General features: G+C 70.7%; 21 protein-coding genes. 19 read left to right on the forward strand and 2 right to left on the reverse strand.

Going from position 1 to position 22,642, the window contains the following annotated elements; all coding sequences use genetic code 11:
• The first annotated feature begins 34 nt into the window (after window positions 1–34).
• The 11 genes from AVW09_RS16230 to AVW09_RS16280 all read left to right on the forward strand — a co-directional run bounded on the left by AVW09_RS16230 (window position 35) and on the right by AVW09_RS16280 (window position 9,014).
• Window positions 35–448, forward strand: a complete 414-nt coding sequence (locus AVW09_RS16230; protein ID WP_063259036.1) for a Fur family transcriptional regulator — start codon at window positions 35–37, stop codon at window positions 446–448.
• Window positions 429–1,463: a permease gene (locus AVW09_RS16235; protein ID WP_063259037.1), complete on the forward strand. Its 1,035-nt coding sequence runs from the start codon at window positions 429–431 to the stop codon at window positions 1,461–1,463. The genes AVW09_RS16230 and AVW09_RS16235 overlap by 20 nt, the downstream gene beginning before the upstream one ends.
• The gene (locus AVW09_RS16240; RefSeq protein ID WP_082823047.1) at window positions 1,456–2,313 is read left to right on the forward strand and encodes a TIGR03943 family putative permease subunit; all 858 of its coding nucleotides are present in this window, start codon (window positions 1,456–1,458) and stop codon (window positions 2,311–2,313) included. The genes AVW09_RS16235 and AVW09_RS16240 overlap by 8 nt, the downstream gene beginning before the upstream one ends.
• Entirely contained in the window at window positions 2,303–3,709 is a 1,407-nt protein-coding gene (locus AVW09_RS16245) for a hypothetical protein (protein WP_063259038.1), read from the forward strand. Before AVW09_RS16240 ends, AVW09_RS16245 begins: the two co-directional genes overlap by 11 nt.
• The gene (locus AVW09_RS16250; protein ID WP_063259039.1) at window positions 3,706–4,377 is read left to right on the forward strand and encodes a DNA-3-methyladenine glycosylase; all 672 of its coding nucleotides are present in this window, start codon (window positions 3,706–3,708) and stop codon (window positions 4,375–4,377) included. The genes AVW09_RS16245 and AVW09_RS16250 overlap by 4 nt, the downstream gene beginning before the upstream one ends.
• A 327-nt stretch (window positions 4,378–4,704) precedes the next feature.
• A complete protein-coding gene (rpmB, locus tag AVW09_RS16255) occupies window positions 4,705–4,941 on the forward strand; it encodes a 50S ribosomal protein L28 (protein WP_013584774.1) in 237 nt (78 codons plus the stop codon).
• Window positions 4,941–5,111, forward strand: a complete 171-nt coding sequence (gene rpmG / locus AVW09_RS16260; protein ID WP_022878197.1) for a 50S ribosomal protein L33 — start codon at window positions 4,941–4,943, stop codon at window positions 5,109–5,111. Before rpmB ends, rpmG begins: the two co-directional genes overlap by 1 nt.
• 4 nt (window positions 5,112–5,115) lie before the next feature.
• On the forward strand, window positions 5,116–5,421 hold the full coding sequence (gene rpsN, locus AVW09_RS16265; protein WP_063259040.1) for a 30S ribosomal protein S14: 306 nt from the start codon (window positions 5,116–5,118) through the stop codon (window positions 5,419–5,421).
• Between the two features lie 133 nt (window positions 5,422–5,554).
• On the forward strand, window positions 5,555–6,427 hold the full coding sequence (locus AVW09_RS16270; protein WP_063259041.1) for a hypothetical protein: 873 nt from the start codon (window positions 5,555–5,557) through the stop codon (window positions 6,425–6,427).
• 206 nt (window positions 6,428–6,633) lie between these two features.
• A complete protein-coding gene (locus tag AVW09_RS16275) occupies window positions 6,634–6,921 on the forward strand; it encodes an HU family DNA-binding protein (protein WP_022878194.1) in 288 nt (95 codons plus the stop codon).
• A gap of 95 nt (window positions 6,922–7,016) precedes the next feature.
• Window positions 7,017–9,014 (forward strand): cytochrome c oxidase assembly protein, encoded by a 1,998-nt coding sequence (locus tag AVW09_RS16280; RefSeq protein WP_063259042.1) that lies wholly within the window; start codon window positions 7,017–7,019, stop codon window positions 9,012–9,014.
• Window positions 9,015–9,046: 32 nt separating this feature from the next.
• Here the strand turns inward: AVW09_RS16280 and AVW09_RS16285 are convergent, their stop codons facing one another.
• Window positions 9,047–10,129 (reverse strand): hypothetical protein, encoded by a 1,083-nt coding sequence (locus tag AVW09_RS16285; protein ID WP_063259043.1) that lies wholly within the window; start codon window positions 10,127–10,129, stop codon window positions 9,047–9,049.
• A gap of 105 nt (window positions 10,130–10,234) precedes the next feature.
• Here AVW09_RS16285 and AVW09_RS16290 point away from each other — a divergent pair, with 105 nt between their 5' ends.
• From AVW09_RS16290 to AVW09_RS16305, 4 genes are all read left to right on the forward strand, one after another.
• Complete coding sequence (locus AVW09_RS16290) at window positions 10,235–11,359, forward strand: serine hydrolase domain-containing protein (protein WP_063259044.1); 1,125 nt, start codon at window positions 10,235–10,237, stop codon at window positions 11,357–11,359.
• A 216-nt stretch (window positions 11,360–11,575) separates the two neighbouring features.
• Window positions 11,576–13,912, forward strand: coding sequence for a glycosyltransferase family 2 protein (locus tag AVW09_RS16295; RefSeq protein WP_082823048.1), 2,337 nt, complete (start codon window positions 11,576–11,578; stop codon window positions 13,910–13,912).
• Complete coding sequence (locus AVW09_RS16300) at window positions 13,909–15,486, forward strand: chitinase (protein WP_063259045.1); 1,578 nt, start codon at window positions 13,909–13,911, stop codon at window positions 15,484–15,486. Before AVW09_RS16295 ends, AVW09_RS16300 begins: the two co-directional genes overlap by 4 nt.
• 65 nt (window positions 15,487–15,551) lie before the next feature.
• Entirely contained in the window at window positions 15,552–16,925 is a 1,374-nt protein-coding gene (locus AVW09_RS16305) for an ATP-dependent DNA helicase (RefSeq protein ID WP_063259046.1), read from the forward strand.
• Window positions 16,926–16,934: 9 nt separating this feature from the next.
• Here AVW09_RS16305 and AVW09_RS16310 read toward each other — a convergent pair whose 3' ends face one another.
• Entirely contained in the window at window positions 16,935–17,588 is a 654-nt protein-coding gene (locus tag AVW09_RS16310; protein ID WP_063259047.1) for a biliverdin-producing heme oxygenase, read from the reverse strand.
• Window positions 17,589–17,771: 183 nt separating this feature from the next.
• On the opposite strand from AVW09_RS16310, the gene AVW09_RS16315 reads away from it, so the two are divergent.
• From AVW09_RS16315 to AVW09_RS16330, 4 genes are all read left to right on the forward strand, one after another.
• Window positions 17,772–19,040, forward strand: coding sequence for a serine hydrolase domain-containing protein (locus AVW09_RS16315; protein WP_063259138.1), 1,269 nt, complete (start codon window positions 17,772–17,774; stop codon window positions 19,038–19,040).
• Window positions 19,041–19,071: 31 nt separating this feature from the next.
• Window positions 19,072–19,941 carry an EamA family transporter gene (locus AVW09_RS16320; protein WP_063259048.1) on the forward strand — a complete coding sequence of 290 codons (870 nt, stop codon included), beginning with the start codon at window positions 19,072–19,074 and terminating at the stop codon, window positions 19,939–19,941.
• A 72-nt stretch (window positions 19,942–20,013) separates the two neighbouring features.
• Window positions 20,014–21,012: a magnesium/cobalt transporter CorA gene (gene corA, locus AVW09_RS16325; protein WP_063259049.1), complete on the forward strand. Its 999-nt coding sequence runs from the start codon at window positions 20,014–20,016 to the stop codon at window positions 21,010–21,012.
• 147 nt (window positions 21,013–21,159) lie between these two features.
• Window positions 21,160–22,611 (forward strand): amino acid permease, encoded by a 1,452-nt coding sequence (locus AVW09_RS16330; RefSeq protein ID WP_063259139.1) that lies wholly within the window; start codon window positions 21,160–21,162, stop codon window positions 22,609–22,611.
• Window positions 22,612–22,642 lie beyond the last annotated feature (31 nt).

The raw sequence follows: 22,642 nt of genomic DNA on the forward strand, positions 1-22,642 counted from the left end.
CCGATTCACCACTCGCCTCGGTAGAATCGGCCGCATGGTCCAGCGCAACACGTGGCAGCGCGAACGCGTGCGCGAAGCTCTCGCCGGTGCCGGCGGCTTCGTCAGCGCGCAGGCGCTGCACGCGACCCTGCGCGACGAGAACACCGGCATCGGACTGGCCACCGTTTACCGCGCGCTCGCCGGCCTCGCGGCCCAGGGCGATGCCGATTCGCTGCAGAGCCCCGAGGGCGAGAACCTGTTCCGCGCCTGCGAGACCCGCGGCCACCACCACCACCTGATCTGCCGTTCGTGCGGCGTCGCCGTCGAGATCGAGGCCGACGCCGTCGAGGAGTGGGCGCAGCGCACCGCCGCGCAGCACGGCTTCTCGCAGGCCGAGCACGTCGTCGACATCTTCGGCGTCTGCGCCGACTGCGCGCGGGCGCGCGCTCGTGAGCGTGGCGACGACTAATCGCACGGTCGCGTCGGCCCCTCCGCGTTCCGGCGTCACGCGTACCCTCGTCGGCCTCGGCGTGGGTGTCCTCGTCGTCGTCGCGCTGTTCCTCATCGACGCGTTCGCGCCGACGTTCTTCGCGGCGCCTCTCCCCACCCGTGCGCAGGACGGGCTGACCCTCGCCCTCAGCGTCCTGATCGAGTCGCTGCCGTTCGTCGTCCTGGGCGTGCTGCTCTCGATCATCGTGCAGGTGTGGGTTCCGCCCGGGGCGATCGAACGATGGATGCCGCGGGCCCCGTGGGCGCGCCGGGCGGTGCTGTCGCTCCTGGGCATGCTCATCCCGGTGTGCGAGTGCGGCAACGTGCCCTTCGCGCGCGGTCTGCTCATGCGCGGTTTCGGAGTGTCGGACACCCTGACGTTCCTCGTCGCCGCGCCGATCGTGAACCCCATCGTCATCATCAGCACGAACGCCGCGTTCGGGCTGAGCGACGGCATCCTCGTGGGTCGCCTCGTCGGAGGTTTCCTCATCGCGAACCTCATCGGCTGGCTCTACAGCCGGCATCCGGATCCCGACAAGCTCCTCACCGAACGCTTCCTCGAGACGTGCGAGATCGTCGTGCAGGAGCGCGGCGGACGCGGGCGCCGCTCGCTCGCGCAGTTCGTCGTCGAGCTGCGGTCGGTCATGCCGGCGCTCATCATCGGCTCGCTCATCGCGGGTGCGGTGCAGGTGCTGATTCCGCGGAGTGCGCTGCTGGCGATCGGGTCCGACCCGGCGCTGTCGATCGCGGCGATGATGATCCTCGCGGTCGTCGTGTCGCTGTGCTCCAACGTCGACGCGTTCTTCGCGCTGTCCTTCGCCTCGACCTTCACGCCGGGCTCGATCGTGGCGTTCCTCGTCGTCGGGCCGGTCGTCGACCTGAAGATGTACGCGCTGCTGCGCACGACCTTCACCACCCGCGTGCTCGTGGGGCTGACGATCGTGGTCGTGCTGTCGGCCTTCGCGCTCGGAACGGTGGTGAACCTCCTTGTCTAGAACGGGTGCCCTGGCCACGCGGTGGCTCGGCGTCGGCCTCGCCGCGTGCCTCGCGGTCACGACGATCGCGCTGTGGCTCACCGGCCGCCTCGCGCTGTACGTCAACCCCGACTCGGCATGGTTCGCCATCGAGATGGCGGTGGTCGCCCTCGTCGGTTCCATCGCGACGTTCGCGCTGCCGCTCGGCGCCGAGGCGGATCACGGTCACGACCACGAGCACGGGCACGCCCCGGCACCCGCGACGGCCCGTCGCGAGGCCTTCGCGCGCGCCGACCACGCCCACGCCGACGCGTCCGACGCCCATGACCACGATGCGCACGAGCATCTCGCCGCCCGCCCGCGCCTGACGCCGGCCGGTATCGCCGCGTTCAGCGGCGGTCTCCTCGCCTCGGGCGCGGTGGTCGCGGTGCTGCTGACCCCGCCGGCCGCGCTGTCGGCCGAGCTCGCCGTCTCGCGCGACGTCGGCGCCCCGCCGCTGTTCGTCGGTGCCGACGTGATCACGCTCGCGGCCTCCGGCGACACCTCGAAATTCGGCATCGGCGACTGGTCGGCGGTCTTCGCGCACGCCACGAACCCCGAGACCTTCGACGGCAAGCCGGTCACGCTCACCGGGTTCATCACGCCCGGGCAGGACGGCGCGACGTTCGACCTCACGCGCCTGGTCATCACGCACTGCGTCATCGACGCGCAGACGGCGCGGTTGCCGATCAGCGCGAACGTCTCCGCGCCGGCGACCGGGCAGTGGGTCACCGTCACCGGCACCGTCCGTTCGAGCGGAGACGGCGCGCTCGAGGTGCGCGCCGACCAGGTCGCGCCCATCGACCAGCCGACGGACCCGTATGAGTACTGACTCCCGCCGCGTCCGCGCCCGTCGGCGCCGCGGTCGCGGGTATCTCCTCGCCTTCGGGGCCGTGGTGGCGGCGCTCGTCCTGATCGGCGGCGTCGGCGGTGTCGTCGCAGTCGCGCAGGGCCCCCGGGTCACGGACGTGCAGGTCGATCCGAGCGCTGCGGTCGCGGCATCCGGTGCCCGGGTCATCCTCACCACGACGCAGTCCCTCGCGAAGATCGACCCGTCGCAGGTCGAGGTGCAACCGGCGACACCGTTCACGGTCGACACATCGGGACGGAGCGTCGGCATCCGCTTCACCCTCCCGCTGCGCGACGACTCCGACTACAGCGTGACCGTGCACGACGTCCGCGGGCTCGGCGCCGGTCCCGCGGCGACGTTGACGGAGACCTTCCGCACCCCGCCGCTGCAGGCGTTCCTGTTGCAGCGCGGCACGTCCTCCGGCGACACGATCTTCCACACCGATCTCCACGGCGACGCGGGGTTGCCGGTGTTCACCCATCCGCACATCGAGGATTTCCGCGCGACCGCGAACCACCTCGTGATCTCGGTGCGCGAGGACGACCGCGCGCGCGTCATCATCACCGACCTCGACGGCATGAACCCGCGCGACATCCCGCTGCCGGGTCCGGGTTTCGTGTCGAACCTGCAGTCCGCCGACCGCGGGGAGCGCATCGGATTCACCTTCTCGGATGCCACCCTCGGCACGTCCGGCGGACGCGAGAGCAAGCTCTTCACGGCGTCGGCCGCCGACGAGGCGCCGCCCGTCGAGGTCGGCCTCAACGGCGGGGACGTGCGCGTGGCGGATTGGCGGTTCGTGCCCGACACCGACAGCATGCTCGTGCTCACCTTCGACTTCCGGCTGTTGCTGACCGACGCGCAGGGCGGCAACGCCGCGCCGCTCGGCACCGCCCAGTCCATCGACGGCATCGCGCGCGGCTCGTCGATCGCGATCGTCGAGCGGCTCGAGGGCATCCGCGAGATCAACCTCACCGACGGCTCCGAGGAGCCGCTCGAGAATCCGATCGACCCGCCCGGGATGCCGGGGCGCGCGACGCCGGTGCCGGGAACGGGCACCGGAACGCTCCGCTCGTTCGCCGACATCGGGTCCGACGGCGCCTACCGTTCCACGACGATCGGTCACGTCGACCCGGACGGCGCGGTGCGTCCGCTGCTGAAGGTCCCCGGCACCGACACCGTGCTGCAGACGTGCGTCTCGCCGAGCGGGCGCTACGCGGCCGTGCTGGTCGCGCCGCAGGCGGTCGACAACCCGTTCGACCGGTACCAGCTGCCGCTCCCGGGGCGCCTCCAGACGCATCTCGTCGAGATCGACACCGGTCAGGAACTGTCCGCGCTGCAGGGCTTCGATCTGTCGTGGTGCCAGGTGCCGCCGGGATGACGCGACCCGCGACGCGCGACGACCTCGCGGCTCTGCCCGTCGAGATCGCGCCCCTGCTCCTCGGCGCGCACCTCGAGACCGTGGTCGCGGGGGAGCGCGTGGTCCTTCGTCTCACCGAGGTCGAGGCGTACCACGGGCTCGGCACCGGCGATCGTCCCGACCCGGGCTCGCACGCGCGCAGTGGCCCGACCGCGCGGAACGCCACCATGTGGGGCGAACCCGGTCACCTCTACGTGTACCTGAGCCATGGCATCCATTCCTGCGTCAACGTCGTGTGCGGTCCGGACGGCGTCGCCGGCGGTGTGCTGCTGCGCGGCGGAGAGGTGATCGAGGGCGCCGACGTGGCCGAACGCCGGCGGCGCGAGCGCGGGGGCGTCGTCCGTGCGGCCCGCGACCTCGCGCGCGGTCCCGGACGACTGGGGGATGCCGTGGGCCTCCGGCATCCGCTCCACGACGGGATCGACGCGGTGACGGGCGCCGAACGCGCGGGCGCTCGCGCGCGGTTGTTCCTACCCGACGAGCCGACCGCGGCCACGACCGGCCCGCGCGTGGGCGTGGCCGGGATCGCGGGGACGGATGCCTTCCCGTGGCGGTTCTGGATCGACGGCGACCCGACGGTGTCCGCGTTCCGGTGGGGGCGGGGCGCAGCGGAGGCGGCGGCGGGCTGAGGCCTCTGGTCCCTGCGGTCGCCGGGTTTCGCCCACCGTAACCTCAGCGATTCGCGCAACCTCAGTGGCATCCAGGCCGAATCGACGGAGCTTGCGCGAATCGCTGAGCGGGGGCGAGGCTGCGGAGCGTGCGCGGACGGGCGGAGGCGGCGGCCCGTCAAGGCGACACGCCGCGCGTGCTAGACTGAACGCTTGTCTGCGCGCACTCCAGCACGCAGTACGTACCCCTTCTTCCGATCCCGGCCTCGTGCTGTGCCCGGAACGGGGTGCAGACAAGGGATCTTGGGTGGCACCGTCCGGTGTCACGGTACAGAAGGAGACATCACCATGGCCGCAGTGTGCCAGGTGACTGGAGCGGTTCCCGGCTTCGGTCACAACATCTCGCACTCGCACCGCCGGACGAAGCGCCGCTTCGACCCGAACGTGCAGAAGAAGACCTACTTCGTTCCGTCGCTGGGTCGCAACATCAAGCTCAACGTCTCGGCGAAGGGCATCAAGGTCATCGACGCGCGCGGTATCGAGGCCGTCGTCCGTGACCTGCAGGCGAAGGGCGTGAAGCTGTAATGGCGAAGAAGGCTCAGGACATCCGTCCGATCATCAAGCTGCGTTCGACCGCCGGCACGGGCTACACCTACGTGACGCGCAAGAACCGCCGCAACAACCCCGACCGCATCGTGCTCAAGAAGTACGACCCCGTGGTCCGCAAGCACGTCGACTTCCGAGAGGAGCGCTAAGCACATGGCTAAGAAGAGCAAGATCGCGCGCAACGAGCAGCGCAAGGTCGTCGTCGCGCGCTACGCCGCGAAGCGCGCCGAGCTGAAGAAGACCCTGGTCGACCCCAACGCGACCGATGAGGCCCGCGAGGCCGCCCGCGTGGGCCTGCAGAAGCTGCCCCGCAACGCGTCGCCCGCCCGCGTGCGCAGCCGCGACGTCATCGACGGCCGCCCCCGTGGCGTGCTGACGAAGTTCGGCGTCTCGCGCGTCCGCTTCCGCGACATGGCGCACCGTGGCGAGCTGCCCGGCGTGACCAAGTCGTCCTGGTAAGCACCCGCACCACCGCGAAGGGCGGGGGTCCCGAAAGGGGCTCCCGCCCTTCGTCGTTTCCCGGCCATTCCTTTCGCTAGTATTCCCGCGAAGGCGGCGGGGCACCGACCTTCCCGGTTGCAGAGGAGCAGGCGTGCGGAAGACGGTGCGGCGAATCGTCGCGTGGGGAATCGGGATCGGTCTCGCGGCCGTGATCGGCGTTGCAGGAGCGGCCGGTGCGGCGGACGTCCCACTCTCCTCCGGCGACGGCGCGGTGTGGATGGTGCCGCCCGCCGCGAGCGTCGGCCAGCAGGTGCAGATCATCGGGCTCGGGTTCACCCCCGACGCCGACGTCTATGTCACGACGTCCGCGAGTCCGGACCCCACCCTGATCGGTCGGAGCGCGAGCGACGGCACCTTCACCCTGCCCTTCACTGTGCCCGACCTGACGCCGGGTCAGCATCAGCTCGATGCGACGGCGGGGTCGGTGCAGGGCGGACTGGAGTTCATGGTGCTCGCGCCGGGAGAGGAGCCGCCGTCGTCCGAGAACGCCTTCGTCCAGGTGACGCCGAACCCCGTCGCTCCGGGGCAGCGGGTCGTCGTGTCCGCCGAGGCATTCCCTCCGGACGTGGCCGCCGGGCTCCGCGTCATGTCCGATCCCGTCGAGTACCAGTCCCTGGGGACGACCAACGACAGCGGCAGGATCCTGGCGCCCTGGACGGTCCCCGATCTTCGACCGGGGACATATCGGGTCTTCGTCTATGCCGGCAACACGGTCGCGTTGACGGAGCTCACCGTTGCGGAGGCTGCCGAAGAGCCGGAGCCTGCGCCGTCGTCCACCGAGGGGAGCTCGCCGGGACCGCAGGCTTCTGAGTCGTCGTCGCCGACCTTCACCCCGACGGCCGCGCCGCAGCTCGCCGCGAGCGGCACCCGCGACGTCGGCGGTGTCGTGCCGTGGGGTGTGGCGGCCCTGGTGGCGGCCGCGGCGGTCGGCGTTCATCGGCTCCGATCCCGCGCGAAGGGGTGACGAGGGTCCTCTCGCGCGCCTCACAGACCCCACGCGCCCCATCCGACTCGCGACACGCCGCCCTCCCGCGGGCGAAATCCGTCAAAATCCGCGGAATTCCGCGGTTCGGTTGATACTGTCGAGGCGGTCTCCCGACCACCGAGGAGAATCCCTCCTCGTCCGATGTAACGAGAGGCGACACCACCGTCGCCTGGAGGACAAACCACATGGCCGACAAGTCCATCACCAAGACCGAGCTCGTCGCGAGCATCGCCAGCGCGACCGGACAGAGCCAGTCCGCCGTGTCGAGCGTGCTCGACTCCCTCTTCTCCACCGTCTCCGAGGCTGTCGCCAAGGGCAGCAAGGTCTCGATCCCCGGCTGGATCGCGTTCGAGCAGGTCGCCACGTCGGCCCGCACCGGCCGCAACCCCCAGACGGGCGAGGAGATCTCGATCCCCGCGGGCAAGCGCGTCAAGGTCACCGCCGGCTCGAAGCTGAAGGCCGCCGTCAAGTAAGACGACGTAGACCTGTCGAGAGGGGGGATGCCGGTCGGCATCCCCCCTCTTGTCTTCCCGGCCGCGCGTGGTGGGGCACGACGTAGGCTTGGGGGGTGAATCCCCGAGCCCTGCGCGTGGCCGGACCCGTCATCCTCGTCGTGGTCTCGGTGATCTGCGTCGTCGCGGGTCTCGCCTACGGCGGCGGTGCCGCACCGTCGCTCCTCGCCGACCCCGGTCCGTTCGTCCGCTGGGGTCTGCCGATCTCGACGCTGGTGGTCAACCTCTCGGCGGCGGCCATGGTCGGCTCGCTCGTCCTCGCGCTGTTCGCGCTGCCGGCGGGGGAGCGACCGTTCGAGATCGCGTTGGACACGGCATCCATCGGTGCGGCCGTGTTCACCGTCGCCTCGGCGGCGACCGGATTCCTGACGTTCCTCAACGTCATCAACGCCACCCCGACCCTCGACCCGCTCTTCGGGCAGCAGCTGGGGCGGTTCCTCGTCGAGACCGAGATCGGTCCGGCCTGGCTCATCACCACGATCGCGGGTGCCGTGCTCACGGTGCTCACCTTCGCGGTGCGCTCGTGGCTCCCGACGCTCCTCGTCGCGATCCTCGCGCTCGCCGCCCTCATCCCGATGGGGACGCAGGGCCACGCGGGCACCGAGGCGAGCCACACCGCCGCGGTCACCTCGCTCGTGCTGCACATCCTCGCGGCGGCCGTCTGGCTCGGTGGCCTCATCCTGCTCGTGGTCGTGCGCCCGGCGATGACCCGTCCGCAGCTGCAGACCGCGATGCTGCGGTACTCTTCGATCGCGCTGGTGGCTTTCGTCGTCGTCGCGATCTCGGGCACGGTGCGGGCCTCGATCGGCCTGGTCGGGTGGCAGAACCTCCTCTCGCCGTACGGCATCCTGGTGCTCGTCAAGGTCACGGCGCTCGTCGCGATGGGGATCCTCGGCGCCTGGTACCGCCGGCGTCTCATCGGTCGCATGGGTGACGCCGAGGGCTCCCGCCGGTTCTGGGGCGTCGTGCTGCTCGAGCTGGTGTTCATGGGCGTCGCGAGCGGCGTCGCGGTCGCCCTCGCGCGCACGCCCCCGCCCGCCGCCGACCTCCCGCTCATCGGCACCACGCCCGCCGAGGTGCTGACCGGGGCGCCGGTGCCGCCGGAGTTCACGATCGACCGCTGGTTCACGGCGTGGGACATCGACCTGCTGTGGGCGTTCGTCGCCGGCTTCGGGCTGTTCTTCTACCTCGCGGGCGTGTGGCGCCTGCGCCGACGCGGTGACGCGTGGCCGATCCACCGCACGGTGCTGTGGTCGCTGGGCATGCTCGCGGTGTTCTGGGTCACCTCGGGTCCGCTGAACGTGTACCAGGACTACCTCTTCAGCGTGCACATGATCGAGCACATGCTGCTGTCGATGGCGATCCCGCTGATGCTGGTCGCGGGTGCTCCGGTGACGCTCGCGGCGCGCGCGATCCGCAAGCGCGACGACGGGTCGCGCGGCGGGCGCGAGTGGATCCTCTGGGCCGTGCACAACCCGGTCGCGAAGGTCCTCACGAACCCGTTCGTCGCGGCCGGCCTGTTCATCGTGTCCCTCTGGGCGTTCTACTACACCGACCTGTTCCGCTGGTCGCTGTACGACCACGTCGGCCATATCTGGATGGTCGCGCACTTCCTCATCACGGGGTACCTCTTCGTCCTGAGCCTCATCGGGATCGACCCGGTGCCCTTCCGGCTGCCCTACCCGGGGCGGCTCCTCATCCTGATCGCCGTCATGGCGATGCACGCGTTCTTCGGCATCGCGATCATGATGAACTCCGGCCTCATGGCGGCCGAGTGGTTCGGATCCATGGGTCGCACGTGGGGCGCCACCCCGCTGCAGGACCAGTACACGGGTGGCGGTGTCGCGTGGAGCGTCGGCGAGATCCCGACGCTGATCCTCGCGATCACCGTCGCGATCCAGTGGAGTCGCAGCGACGAGCGGCAGCAGCGCCGCCGCGACCGCCACGTCGACCGGGTGGGCGACGTCGAGCTCGACGCCTACAACGCCGAGCTGCAGCGGCTGGCCGAGCGCGACGCCCGCGCCGCCGAGCGCGAGGCCGCGAAGGGTCGCTGAGCCCGAACACCCGGCCGGGTGCGGCACCCGCCTCAGTCGAGGCTGCCGCCGATGGAGATGGATGCCGACCCGTCGGGCTGCACCGAGATCTCGCCGTTGACGGTGAAGGGGACGTCCTCCTCCACCGTGCGCACCGACCCGTCGAAGATCGAGCGGACGTCGACCTCGATGTGCGCCACAGCCCGGGTGGACGGGATGCGCCAGCCCGCGCCGTCCGGCACGACGGAGACCGTGGGCTGCTCGACGATCGACCACGTCGGGGCGTCGTCGATGCGGTTGCGCACGGTGAAGCCGAACGGGCAGCCGGTGGGCTGCAACACCTTCTGCTGCGCGCACGCGCTGAGGAAGTCCGAGACGCGCTGCTGCACGACCGACACGAACTGCTCCGTGGGCTGCGCCTGCACCTCGACGGGCACGTCGGTCAGAGGTGAGTCGGCGAGGATCGCGACGCCCGGCGTCGTCGACATCGGGGTGTCCACGGCGACGGAGTAAAGCCCCGGGGAGAACACCAGCAGGGGGACGGGCGCGGAGGGATCGGCATCCCCTCCGTCCATCGACACCTGCCGCTTGTCGATCTCGAAGCCGTTGACCGAGAACTGCATCGAGCCGCCCACGGTGAGCGCGACGACCGCGAGCGGGCTGACGTCGAAGCGCCAGTGCGGCACGACGCCGATCCAGCCGTCCTGGCGAACGGCGAACGTCGTCTTCCCGTCGTAGGCGCCCGCGCGGTAGGCCACGGTCACCCGGGTGACGTCGCCGTCGGCGACCTCGTCGATCACGCGGGCGTCGGTGATGGTCTGCAGCGCGTCCGGGCGGAGGAGGGCATCGGATGCCGACGTGGGCAGGCCCGCGCTCTCGAGTTCGGCCGAGTCGACCGCGACGCCGGGAACCGTGAGGGCTTCGGCCGCGCGACGGTCGTGCAGCAGGTCGAGGTAGTGGAGGACGAACGCCCGCGGGCTGTACAGCTCGCGGTAGGCGGCGGCCGCACCGGCCCCGAGCGCCGCCAGGAGGAGGACGCCCACGATCGCCAAGATCGTGAGGTCGCGGGCGAGTCGTCGCGGGCGCGCGACGGCGACATCCTCGGATGTCGTCGGTGCCCCCGCCGCGCTGTTCACGGTGTCAGTCTAAGAAAGCCACCTGCGCGCGAACGGAATGCGTCGCGCCCGATAGGTTTTCGAGATGTCGGCCACGGGGGCGGCGGGGGCTTCGAGGAGGATGCCGTGAGTTCTGTCCAGGGTCGGGTCCGCCCCGATCTCGAGCCCGTCCGCGAGCGTTTCGCGGAGTGGTCCGCGGCCGATCCGGACTGGGGTGCGCAACTGTGCCTGGTCGTCGGTGACGAGGTCGTCGTCGACCTGGTCTGCGGACCCGGAGCGGATGCCATCACCGGCGTCTACTCCGTGAGTAAGGGCGTCGCCGCAACCGTCATCGCGCTGCTCCTCGGCGAGGGGATGCTCGAGCTCGACCGCGCCGTCGCGCACTACTGGCCCGAGTTCGCCGCGGCGGCAAAGGGCGAGATCACGGTCCGCCAGCTCCTGTCGCACCAGGCCGGGCTCTCGGCGACGGACGACGGCATCCGTCCCGAGGACGCCCTCGACTCCCGCGCGGGGGCAGAGCGTCTCGCGCGCCAGCGGCCGCTGTGGCGACCGGGTGCGGGGTTCGGCTACCACGGCATCACGATCGGCATCCTGATGGAGGAGCTCGTGCGCCGCGTCGCCGGGGCGGAGCTGCAGGAGGTCTTCGAGTCGCGGATCCGCGCGCCCCGCGACATCGACTTCTTCCTCGGTCTGCCCGATGATCAGACCGCCCGGTACGTCGACCCGCGGCCACCGCTGCTCACCGAGACGGTCGATCCCGGTCCGCGCGACAACCTCTTCGCCGCGTCGTTCGGCCCCCTCGGTCGCGCGAGCGACGCCATCCTGACCGGGTTCGGGCCGCATTCCCCGGAGGTCCGCCGGCGGGGGACCGCGGCGGCGGGGGGTGTCGGCTCGGCCCGCGGTCTCGCGCGGCTGTACGCGGCGACGCTCGGGAACGTCGATGGACCCATCGCGCCGCGGGAGACATTCGCGGAGATGTCGCAGGTGCAGGTGCGCGGGCACGACATGGTCCTCGACATCCCGCTGAGCTTCGGGATCGTCTTCATGAAGCCGCACATCGACATGCCGTTCGCGAGCTTCCGCGCCTTCGGGCACGACGGGGCGGGTGGTGCGATGGCCTTCGCCGACCCGGTGCACGACCTGGCGTTCGGTTACATCCCGACGCGGATGACGGTTCCCGGCGGTGTCGACGCCCGCGCGATCGAGCTGTCGCGCCTCGCGCGCGTGATCCTCGGCGCGACGCGGGCGTAGGCGCGCGCGGGGCCCCGGCCCCGGGAAAGCGCAAGATGAGCGCAAGATCGGCGCAAGATACGCGTAGTTCTTGCCCGAGATGACCCTGGATGCTCGCGCGTGCGCGGGATCGGGGTGCAAGGTGAGTGACGACTGCGTCCAGCAGGAGCGGCGGGGTGGGGGCACCTCGGGCCGAATCCGACGCCGCACCCGAATGCGGCGGTCCCGGGGGGAATCATGTCTCACACACACCGTCGGTCGCGGCAGCGCGTGGGAGCGCTCCCACACTCCCGTCGACGCCAGTGGGGATCCGAGCGCACGCGCGTCCCCCTGCCCACCGTGCACACGCCCCCGTCCGCGGCCACCCTGGTCTGGGCACGCGTCGCGATCATCGTCACCGTCGTCGCGTGGGCCGCCTACATCCTGACGACCATCGTGCGGCAGCTCAGGGTGTATGGGCCGGACGACTACCTCCTCACGGTGGAGGCGTGGATATATGCCGCCGTCGTCACATTCCTCACGCTGTCGGCGCTCATGTATCTCGTTGCGCGGGAAGGAGCGCTCGGCCGGTTCCGCCGGCACCGGCGCGCGGCGCGCGCGGAACTCGATCAGCACTTCCTCACCGGGCACGGCGACGGCCTCACCGTCCTCGTCCCGTCCTACGCGGAAGAGCCGTCGGTCATCCGGAAGACCCTGTGGTCGGCGGCGCTGCAGGAGTACCCCGACCTGCGGGTCGTTCTGCTCCTCGACGATCCGCCCTCGCCGACCGACCCCGCCGACCGTGCACGCCTGGCCGCCACCCGGGCCCTGGCCGTCGGCATCCACGCGGATCTGGAAGGCCCCCGGTCGCTGTTCTCCGAGTCGCTCCTCACGTTCGAGCACGAGCTGCTGACGACGGGGCGCGCGGGACAGGATGCCGTCCGACGCGTGCACGCCGCCTACGTCGAGGCTGTGCGGTGGCTGCGCGACATGGCGGACACCGAGCCGCACGAGGATCACGTCGACACGTTCTTCATCGACCAGGTGATCCGCGGGCTGGCCGACGACCTGGAACTCACCGCCCGCGCGCTGGATGCCGCGCTGATCGCCGAACGGACACCGGAACCGGAGCGTCTCCTCGGGCTCCACCGCCGGCTCGTCCGCATCTTCACCGCCGATATGGCGGTCTTCGAGCGCAAGGCGTACGCGTCCCTGTCGCACGAACCGAACAAGGCGATGAACCTGAACGCCTACATCGGACTCATGGGCGGGCGCTACCGAGCGGAACGCACGCCGCAGGGGGTCCACCTCCGGCTCGTCTCGGGTGCCGCCGAGGCGGATCTCGTGGTCCCCAACGCCGAGTATCTGCTCACGCTCGACGCCGATTCGCTGCTGCTGCGCGACTACTGCCTGCGCCTCGTGCACTTCCTCGAACAACCGGGCAACGAGCGCGTCGCGGTCACGCAGACGCCGTACTCGTCGTTCCGCGGTGCCCCGACCCGCATCGAGCGACTGGCCGGGGCGACGACCGACCTCCAGCACATCCTCCACCAGGGGATGACCGCCCACGGCGCCACGTTCTGGGTGGGGGCCAACGCCGTCATCCGGATGGAGGCCCTCGACGACATCCTCGAGATCGAGTCCACCTCGGGCTTCGAGGTCCGCCGTTATGTGCAGGACCGCACGGTCATCGAAGACACCGAGTCCAGCATCGACCTCACCCAGCGCGGGTGGACGCTCGTCAACTACCCCGAGCGCCTGAGCTACAGCGCGACGCCACCGGACTTCGGCTCGCTCGTCGTGCAGCGACGCCGCTGGGCGAACGGCGGGCTGCTGATCCTGCCGAAGTTCCTCGCCCAGGTGCGGGCGCGGCGTCGGACCGACAGTCCCGTGCGCCTCGCCGAGTGGCTGCTGCGCGTGAACTACATGGCATCGCTCGCCTGGGCCAGCGTGGGACTCGTGTTCCTGCTCGCGTTCCCGTTCGACAGCGCGCTGCTCAGCCCGCTCGTGGTCCTCGCCGCGCTGCCCTACTTCCTGTCGCAGGCGGCCGATCTGCGCACCACCGGATATCGGCGGCGCGACATCTTCCGCATCTACGGCTTCAACCTCATCCTGCTGCCGGTGAACCTCGCCGGCGTGCTGAAGTCGGTCGAGCAGGCCCTCACCGGGCGGAAGATCCCGTTCGCGCGCACGCCGAAAGTGCGCGATCGCACCGCGACGCAGCTGCTGTACGTGGTCAGCCCCTGGGCGATCCTCGTCTTCTCGATCGTCACCGCGTGGTGGAACGCCTCCGCCCACAACTGGGGCACGGCCGCGTTCGCCGGGTTCAACTCGGTCTGCGCGGCCTGGGCCATCGTCGAGAACATCGGGGTGCGCAACTCGATCGTCGACGTCTGGCTCGGGCTGACGAACTGGATGTGGGTGCCGGTCGCGTCGGGCGGGGCCGGCACGGCCCCGGCGGGGGAGGACTTCGACTGGGAGGCGGCGCTCTACCACGGCTATCCGGCGGTCGGCGATCGGGCCACCGCACGGACGACTCCGCCCCGCCCCGATGCCTCCGCGTTTCCGACGCCGATCGATTCCGGCATCCGATGAACTCTCGCGTCAGCTACGTCTCCCCGCCCGCCCCGGGACCGCACGACGGCAAGCGCCTCTCGCCCTGGCGCGTGCTCGCGGGTCTCGCGATCGTCGCGCTCGTCGTCGCCGGCGGCGTCGTCGGGTACCGGTTCTTCGCGACGGGCCAGGCCCGCGCCGAGGACCCGGCCCCGTGGTTCGCCGGGTACGTCGACGTCACCGCGACCCCGGCTTACGACTTCGAGACCCCGCGCCAGGAGGAGACGGGGAACGTCGTGCTGTCGTTCGTGGTCGCCGCTGCGCCAGACGACTGCGTGCCGTCGTGGGGAGCGGCGTACTCCCCGGATGCCGCGGCCGACGACCTCGACCTCGATCGCCGCATCGCCCGGCTTCGGCAGCGCGGTGGTGACGTCATCGTCTCGTTCGGTGGCGCGGCGAATACGGAACTGGCCTCGGCGTGCACGGACGTCGACGCCCTCCGGCAGGCGTACGCCGGGGTCGTCGACCGGTACGCCGTCGCGAGCATCGATCTCGACGTCGAGAACGACGACCTGACCGACCGCGTCGCCGGGCTCCGGCGTGCGCTCGCCGTGGCCGCCCTGCAGAAGGAGCGGGAGGAGAGCGGTCAGCCCCTCGCGGTATGGCTCACCCTGCCCGTGGCCGAGACCGGCCTGACGGACGACGGGCGCGCGGCGGTGGCGCAGATGCTCGACGCCGGGGTCGACCTCGCCGGCGTGAACGCGATGACCATGGACTACGGCACCGACCTGGGCGGGCGGAGCATGGCGGTCATCTCCGAGAATGCGCTCACGGCCGTGCACGACCAGCTGGTCGACGCGTACGCCCACGCCGACACCCCGATCGCCGACGCGACCGCGTGGGCGAAGGTCGGCGCGACGCCGATGATCGGCCAGAACGACGTGGCGCAGGAGGTGTTCGGCCTCGACGACGCGCGGCAGCTGAACGCGTTCGCGCTCGCACAGCACCTCGGCCGGGTTTCGATGTGGTCGCTCAACCGCGACCGCACGTGCGGCGAGAACTACGCGGACGTGCGCCTCGTCTCGGACGCGTGCAGCGGGGTCGACCAGGGGGACACCACCTTCGCCGCGACGCTCGGCGCGGGCTTCACGGCATCCGTCGAGCCGGCGTCCACGGCGCCGACGCCCCTCCCGCCGGCGCCGACGGACGATCCGAGCCGCAGCCCGTACCCGGTGTGGGCGTCGGGGAGTACCTACCTCGCGGGGACGAAGGTGGTCTGGCACGGCACGGTGTACCGGGCGAAGTGGTGGACGCGCGGGGCCGAGCCCGACGATCCCACGGTGGCCGCGAGCGACTCGCCGTGGACGATCGTCGGACCCGTACTCGCCGGCGAGACCCCGCTCCCGCAGCCGACGCTCCCCGCGAGCCTCCTCCCGACGTGGAACGGCACCGACGTCTACACCGGCGGCGCGTGCGTCGAACTCGACGGCTCGGCGTACCAGGCGCGGTGGTGGACGCAGGGCGACAGTCCCGCTGCGGCATCCATCGATCCGGGGACGTCCCCGTGGATGCCGCTGACCCCCGACCGCGTGATCGGGGGCCAGGCGGGCTGCTGAGTCACCGAACCCACAGGCGCCAGGCCTTTCGGCGCCCGGCATCCCGCGCGAACTACCATGAACCGGTGACCACGCCACCCCTCTCGGCCGAGCAGCAGGCGCTGTTCCGGCTCATCGAGGACACGCGCGAGCACGTGTTCGTCACCGGCCGCGCGGGCACGGGCAAGTCGACGCTGCTGCAGCACTTGGCGTGGAACACGAAGAAGCAGATCGCCGTGTGCGCCCCCACGGGCGTCGCCGCGCTCAACGTCGAGGGGCAGACGATCCACTCGCTGTTCCGGCTGCCGATCGGGCTCATCGCGAACGGCGAGATCGACCAGAACGACGCGACCCGCAAGCTCCTCAACGCGATCGACACGCTCGTCATCGACGAGATCTCGATGGTGAACGCCGACCTGATGGATGCCATCGACCGCTCGCTCCGCCAGGCCCGCGGCCGCCGCGCCGAGCCGTTCGGCGGCACCCAGATCGTCATGTTCGGCGACCCGTACCAGCTCGCCCCGGTGCCCCCGCGCGGCGATGAGGCACGCTACATCCGCGACCACTACCGCTCGTTCTGGTTCTTCGACGCGAAGGTGTGGTCGGGCGAGACATCGGGCGACGGCCTCATCGACATCGGCCGACACGGGGCGGACCTGCACGTCAATGAGCTCGTCGAGATCCACCGGCAGTCGGACCCCGGCTTCAAGACGCTGCTCAACGCCGTGCGGTACGGGCGCGTCACGGCCGAGATGGCCGGGATCCTCAACACCGCCGGCGCTCGCACCCCACCGCATCCGGCCGACGGCGAGCACCCGATCATCACGCTCGCGACGCGGAACGACCGCGTGAACGAGATCAATCGCCGACACCTCGACGAACTGGTCGGCCGCACGCAGACCGCGAATGCCGAGATCTCGGGTGACTTCGGCCGCGGCGAGGCGAACTACCCCGCCGAGCTCGCGCTGACGCTCAAGATCGGCGCGCAGGTGATGTTCCTCCGCAACGACTCCGCCCAGTTCGGCGAGGGTCCGCGGTGGGTCAACGGCACGATCGGCACCGTCACCCGCATCGCGGGCGACAGCGTGCGCGTCGAGGTCGACGGCACCGAGCATGACGTCGAGCCGGCCGTGTGGGAGCGCTATCGCTACGCCTATGACCCCGGCACGAAGAACCTCTCGCGGGAGATCGTCGCCGAGTTCACCCAGTTCCCGTTGCGCCTGGCGTGGGCCGTGACGATCCACAAGTCGCAGGGCAAGACGTACGACCGCGCGGTCGTCGACCTCGGCGCCGGAGCCTTCGCGCCGGGCCAGACCTACGTCGCGCTGAGCCGGCTGACCTCGCTCGACGGTCTGTATCTCTCGCGGCCGCTGCGCCCCAGCGACATCCGCGTCGACGAGGACGTCCGGCGCTTCATGAAGCAGGCGTGGCTCGGTCGGCAGCAGGCCGCGCAGGCCTGAGGCGCGTGCTCAGGCGACCCGTGCCGCCTTCGCGCGGGCCAGGTCGGCGCAGAGCTCGGTGGTGAACCGGTAGGCGACGAGCACTTCGTCGATGACACGGGCCTTCTCGTCGTCGTCCCAGGGCGCGGCATCCAGCTGTTCCCGGTAGACGCGCTTGAACGCCGACGGATCGGCGATGTCCGTGAAGAGGTAGAGGCCGATGCCGTTCGTCTCGAACCCGAACCGGCGCTGCAGCACCCGGCCGATCGACGGGCCGCCCGAGAGATCGCCGAGATAGCGCGTGTAGTGGTGCGCGACGAACCCGCCCGGCCACTGGGATGCCAAGTGGCGGATGCGCGACACGTACGCCTGGGTCGTGGGGAGCGGGGCGATCCGCTCGCGCCACTCGGGGCCGATGAGGAACTCGAGGTCGGCCGCGATCGCGGGCAGTCGCGTGAGCTTGTCGCTGAGGAACACCGACACCACGGGGTGGTCGCGCAGGAGAGCGGTGCCGGCCTCCAGGGCCTCGTAGATGAACCAGTGCTGCACCACGTGCGCGATGTAATCGTCGCGCGTGCCGGTGCCCGTGATGAGGTCGACCATGAAGTCGGTGCATTCGGACGGCGCGTGGGCCGCGCTCGACCGCTCCCGCAGGGCGGCGGAGAACGAAGCGACGGCGTTCATGCGGACATCATACGCAACGGGTTAGGCAAACCTAAGTCTCATGACGCATCTCGCGAGGCCGATCCCCGGTCAACCGTGATGCAGACGTGACTCCGCCGGGATGGAAGCGGACGCGCCGATTGTTCAGCGTGTGTTTGAATTCTTCGAGCGCTGCTTCGTCGCGCGCGGAATCGTGGGGTGGACATGCGGGCTTGGCGCCGATCTGCGGCCGTGGTGGTCGCGGGAGCCAGCATCATCGCCCTCACCCTGTCCGGGTGCACGCCCGAGTCGACGGCATCCATCAAGGTTCCCGAGCAGGTGCAGGCGGAGCTTCCGGGCGACACCGCCACCCAGTTGCAGGATGCCGTGACCTCGGCGATGGCGATCACCGGTTCGACCGGCGCGATCGCGGGCGTGTGGGCGCCGTGGAGCGGCACGTGGGTCGCGGGCCTCGGCACGCAGGGGCCGGGCGGCGCGGAGGTCACCGCCGACATGGGCTTCCGGGCGGCGGACGTGACGCGCTCGATGACGTGCGATGTCGTCTACGAACTCGCGGCCGACAAGACGTGGTCGCTGGACGACCCCATCACGAAGTGGGTCAGCGGTCTGCCCGGCTTCGACGACATCACGCTGCGCCAACTCTGCGACGGGACCTCCGGTCTGGGCGCGTACGGCGACATCCTCCAGGGCCAGGTGCTGAGCAACCCCGACCGCGCGTGGAACGACCGCGAGCTCATGGCGTACGGCATCGCCAGCCCGCGCCGCAACGCCCCGGGTGCGGCCTACGCCGGGTCCGACACGAACTACCTGGTCGCCGGCCTGGCCGTCGAGCGCGCGACGGGCGAGACCCTGTCCGACGTCCTCGCGCAGCGCGTGGCCGGACCGCTCGGCTTGAGCGGGACGTCGCTGCCCGGCCCCACCGCCGCGGCGCCCTCGGCCAATGCCCTCAACGGGTACTGGTCGCAGAAGAACGGCGACGCCTGGAACTGCACCGATCCGGGCGACTACACGGTGACGTCGGCAAGCTTCGGGGCCGGCGCATCCGGTGCCGTCACCGACATCGCCGATCTCGGTCGGTACGCGCAGGCTCTGGCGACGGGCGCGCTGCTGCCCGACGGCAACGACCGCTTCGCGAACCCCGTGCCCGTGAGTGCGGACGCCCCGACCTGGTTCACGGCAGCGGGCGGCGCCTACCAGGCCGGATCGCTCATCGGCCAGTTCGGCTCCGCGCCCGGCTACATCGTCGGCGCGTTCGCCGACCCGTCCACCGGCATGTCGGTCGCCGTCGTCCTCAACAACTCCGGCGCGAACGAGATGGCGGGCGCGTGGCTCGCCTGGGAGCTGGCCGCGATCGCGTCCAAGGCGCCCGCCGCGAACGGACGCACCACCCCCGAGGCCGGTCTGCCGTGGACTGCGCAGCAGATGCGCGACAACCTCAACACGATCGCCATCTGCCCGCCCGCCGCCCAGTGATTCCGCGCGTGACCCGTCGCGCGGTCGCGCCGTGACCGCGCGCGCCGGTCGCGGGACCGCCGCGGCCCTGGTGCTGGTCGGACTCGCGTGCCAGGAGGTCGGCGCCTCGTTCGCCGTCCTTCTCTTCCCGCGAACCGGGCCGCTGGGCATCGTGATGCTGCGCCTGGTCTTCTCGGCGCTGCTCCTCCTCGCGATCGCGCGACCCCGACTGCGCGGGCACAGCGCGGGCGCGTGGCGCTCGGTCGTGTGGTTCGGCGTGGTGCTGGCATCCATGAACGGGCTGTTCTACCTGGCGCTGAACCGCCTGCCGCTCGGCGTCACCGTGACGATCGAGGTGCTCGGGCCGCTGACGCTCTCGATCCTCACCGCGACGGGGATCGCGCGGTGGCTGTGGGCCGGTCTCGCGCTCGCGGGCGTGGTCGCACTCGGCGCCGGCGGATGGGATCGGCTCGACGCGCTCGGGGTCGTCTTCGCGCTCGGCGCCGCGGCGAGCTGGGCGCTGTACATCCTCGCGTCCGCGCGTGTCGGACGGGAGTTCCCGCGGCTCGACGGCCTTGCGCTCGCGATGAGCGTCGGGGCCGTGATCGCGCTGCCGTTCGGCATCGCGCAGGCGCAGGGTGCGCTGCTGCGGCCCGACGTCCTCGCGCTCGGTGCCGCGGTGGCCGTGCTGTCGTCGACGATCCCGTACGCCCTCGAGCTCATCGCGCTGCGCCGCCTACCCGCGTCGGCGTTCGCGATCATGATGAGCCTCGGCCCGGCGACCGCGTCGCTCGCCGGGTTCCTGCTGCTCGGACAGCACCTCTCGTGGCTCGAGATCGCGGGCATCGGCCTCGTGATCGCGGCGAGCATCGGTGCGGTGACCGCGGCCGGGCGGCGACCGGTGAGCGAACCGATCGTCTGACACGGGATGCCACCTCCCGGCGCCCCGCGCCAGCGGCATCCCATGTCCATCTTCGAGGGGTAGAACGGACGCATGCCCATCATCGACAGCGCCGTGTACGTGGACGGTCACCGGATCGAGAACCCGTCCAGCCTCGACCAAACGTTCGAGTACATGGAGGCCCACGGCGGCATGGCCTGGATCGGACTCCTTCGGCCGTCGCCCGAGGAACTCGAACGCGTCGCGAAGGAGTTCTCGCTGCACCCGCTCGCCGTCGAGGACGCGCTCACCGGACACCAGCGGTCCAAGCTCGAGCGCTACGGAGGCAATCTCTTCGCCGTGCTGCGGCCCGCGCGCTACATCGACGAGACCGAGACCGTCGAGTTCGGTGAACTGCACGTCTTCGTGGGTGCCGACTACATCGTGACCGTTCGTCAGGCGGACGTGCCGGACCTGTCCCAGGTGCGGCGGCGTCTCGAGGGGCAGCCCGACCTGCTCGCCCGGGGGCCGGAGGCGGTGCTGTATGCGATCCTCGACGAGGTCGTCGACCAGTACGATCCCGTGGCCGCCGGTCTCCACAACGACGTCGACGAGATCGAAGACGCCCTCTTCGGCACCGGCGACGCCGAGCTGACGCAGCGCATCTACGAACTCGCGCGCGAGGTCATCCACTTCCAGCGTGCGACCGAACCGCTGCGCGACATGCTGCAGGCGCTCCTGCGGGGCGCCGAGAAGTACGGGGTGGATCTCGAGCTGCAGCGGTCGCTTCGCGACGTGCTCGACCACGTGCTGCGGCAGTGCGACAAGCTCGGGTCCCTCCGCGCGATCCTCGACAACGCGTTGACCGTGAACGCGACCCTCGTCACGCACCGGCAGACCGAGACCTCGCTCGAGCAGAACGAGCAGGTGAAGAAGATCTCCGGATGGGCGGCGATCCTGTTCGGGCCGTCGCTGATCGGCGCGATCTACGGCATGAACTTCAAGTACATGCCGGAGTTGAACTGGACGTTCGGGTACCCGATGGCGCTCGTGCTGATGGCCGCGACGTCATTCGGGCTCTGGATCACGTTCAAGCGCAAGCACTGGCTGTGAGGCGCGGGAGGCCGGCTTTTCGGCGCGCTTCACGGGCGCGGGAGCGGGGATGCCAATGATGGAGGGGTGACTGACACCACTCCTTCGGGCTCCGGTTCGGGCTCCGTCTCCGGCGATGGCGCCGGCGCCGGGACTCCCGCCGAGCCGATCACGACCGCGTCCGTGCACCTCGAGGACGAGGGGTACCACAAGCGATTGAGTTCGCGGCAGGTCCAGATGATCGCGATCGGCGGTGCCATCGGCACCGGCCTCTTCCTCGGGGCGGGCGGCCGTCTCGCGCAGGCGGGCCCGGCGATCGTGCTGTCGTACGCGGTGTGCGGCCTGTTCGCGTTCTTCATCCTGCGGGCGCTCGGCGAGCTGGTGCTGCACCGGCCGACCTCGGGCTCGTTCGTCTCGTACGCGCGCGAGTTCTTCGGGGAGAAGGCGGCGTTCGTCTCGGGCTGGTTCTACTGGATCAACTGGGCGACGACGACGATGGTCGACATCACCGCGGCCGCGCTGTACATGAACTTCTTCGGCAAGTACGTGCCGTGGATCGGCGCCGTCCCGCAGTGGGTGTGGGCGCTCGCCGCTCTCGTCACGGTGCTCGCGGTGAACCTCGTGTCCGTGAAGGTCTTCGGGGAGCTGGAGTTCTGGTTCGCGCTCATCAAGGTCACGGCGCTCGTGGCGTTCCTGCTCGTGGGCATCTACTTCGTGATCTTCGGCACGCCCACCGGGGCACCCGTCGGGTTCTCGCTCATCGCCGACAACGGCGGCTTCTTCCCCAACGGCATCCTGCCCGCGATCATCCTCATGCAGGGTGTGGTGTTCGCGTACGCCTCGATCGAGCTGATCGGCACGGCCGCCGGTGAGACGAAGAACCCCGAGAAGGTGATGCCGCGCGCGATCAACTCGGTCATCATCCGCGTCGCGGTGTTCTACGTCGGGTCGGTGCTGCTGCTGTCGCTGCTGCTGCCGTTCACCGCGTACTCCAAGGACGAGAGCCCGTTCGTCACGTTCTTCGCGTCGATCGGGGTGCCCGGTGTCGACGTCATCATGAACCTCGTCGTGCTCACGGCGGCGCTGTCGTCGCTGAACGCGGGCCTGTACTCCACCGGCCGGATCCTCCGCGCGATGGCCGTCGCCGGGTCGGCGCCGAAGTTCGCGGCGCGCATGAACAAGGCGGGCGTGCCGTACGGCGGCATCGCGATCACGGCGTTCGTCGCGCTGTTCGGCGTCGTCATCAACTTCGTGGCGCCCAGCGACGCGTTCGAGACGGTGCTGAACGTCGCGGCCGTCGGCATCCTGGTGACCTGGGCGACGATCATGCTGTGCCAGATGCGCCTGAAGAAGCTCGCCGACCGCGGAGAGCTGGTGCGGCCGTCGTTCCGCCTCTTCTGGGCGCCGTACACCGGGTACCTGACGCTGGCGTTCCTGCTCGTGGTGCTCGTGCTCGTGTTCGTCGACTCGCCCGCAACCGCGCTCGTGGCGCTGGTCGCGAGCGTCCTCATCGCGATCGGGTGGTTCGCGCGCCGCAAGCGCATCGCCGAACTCGCCGAGGAGCGCGACGGCTACACGGGCACGGTCCCGGTGGTCCCGTCCCCGTTCTCGAAGGAGTAGGCGCCGGTTCGGTTCGCGTGAGGGGTCAATA

Origin of the sequence: Microbacterium sp. T32 (genome assembly GCF_001619615.1) — a bacterium.
Taxonomy (GTDB): Bacteria; Actinomycetota; Actinomycetes; order Actinomycetales; family Microbacteriaceae; genus Microbacterium.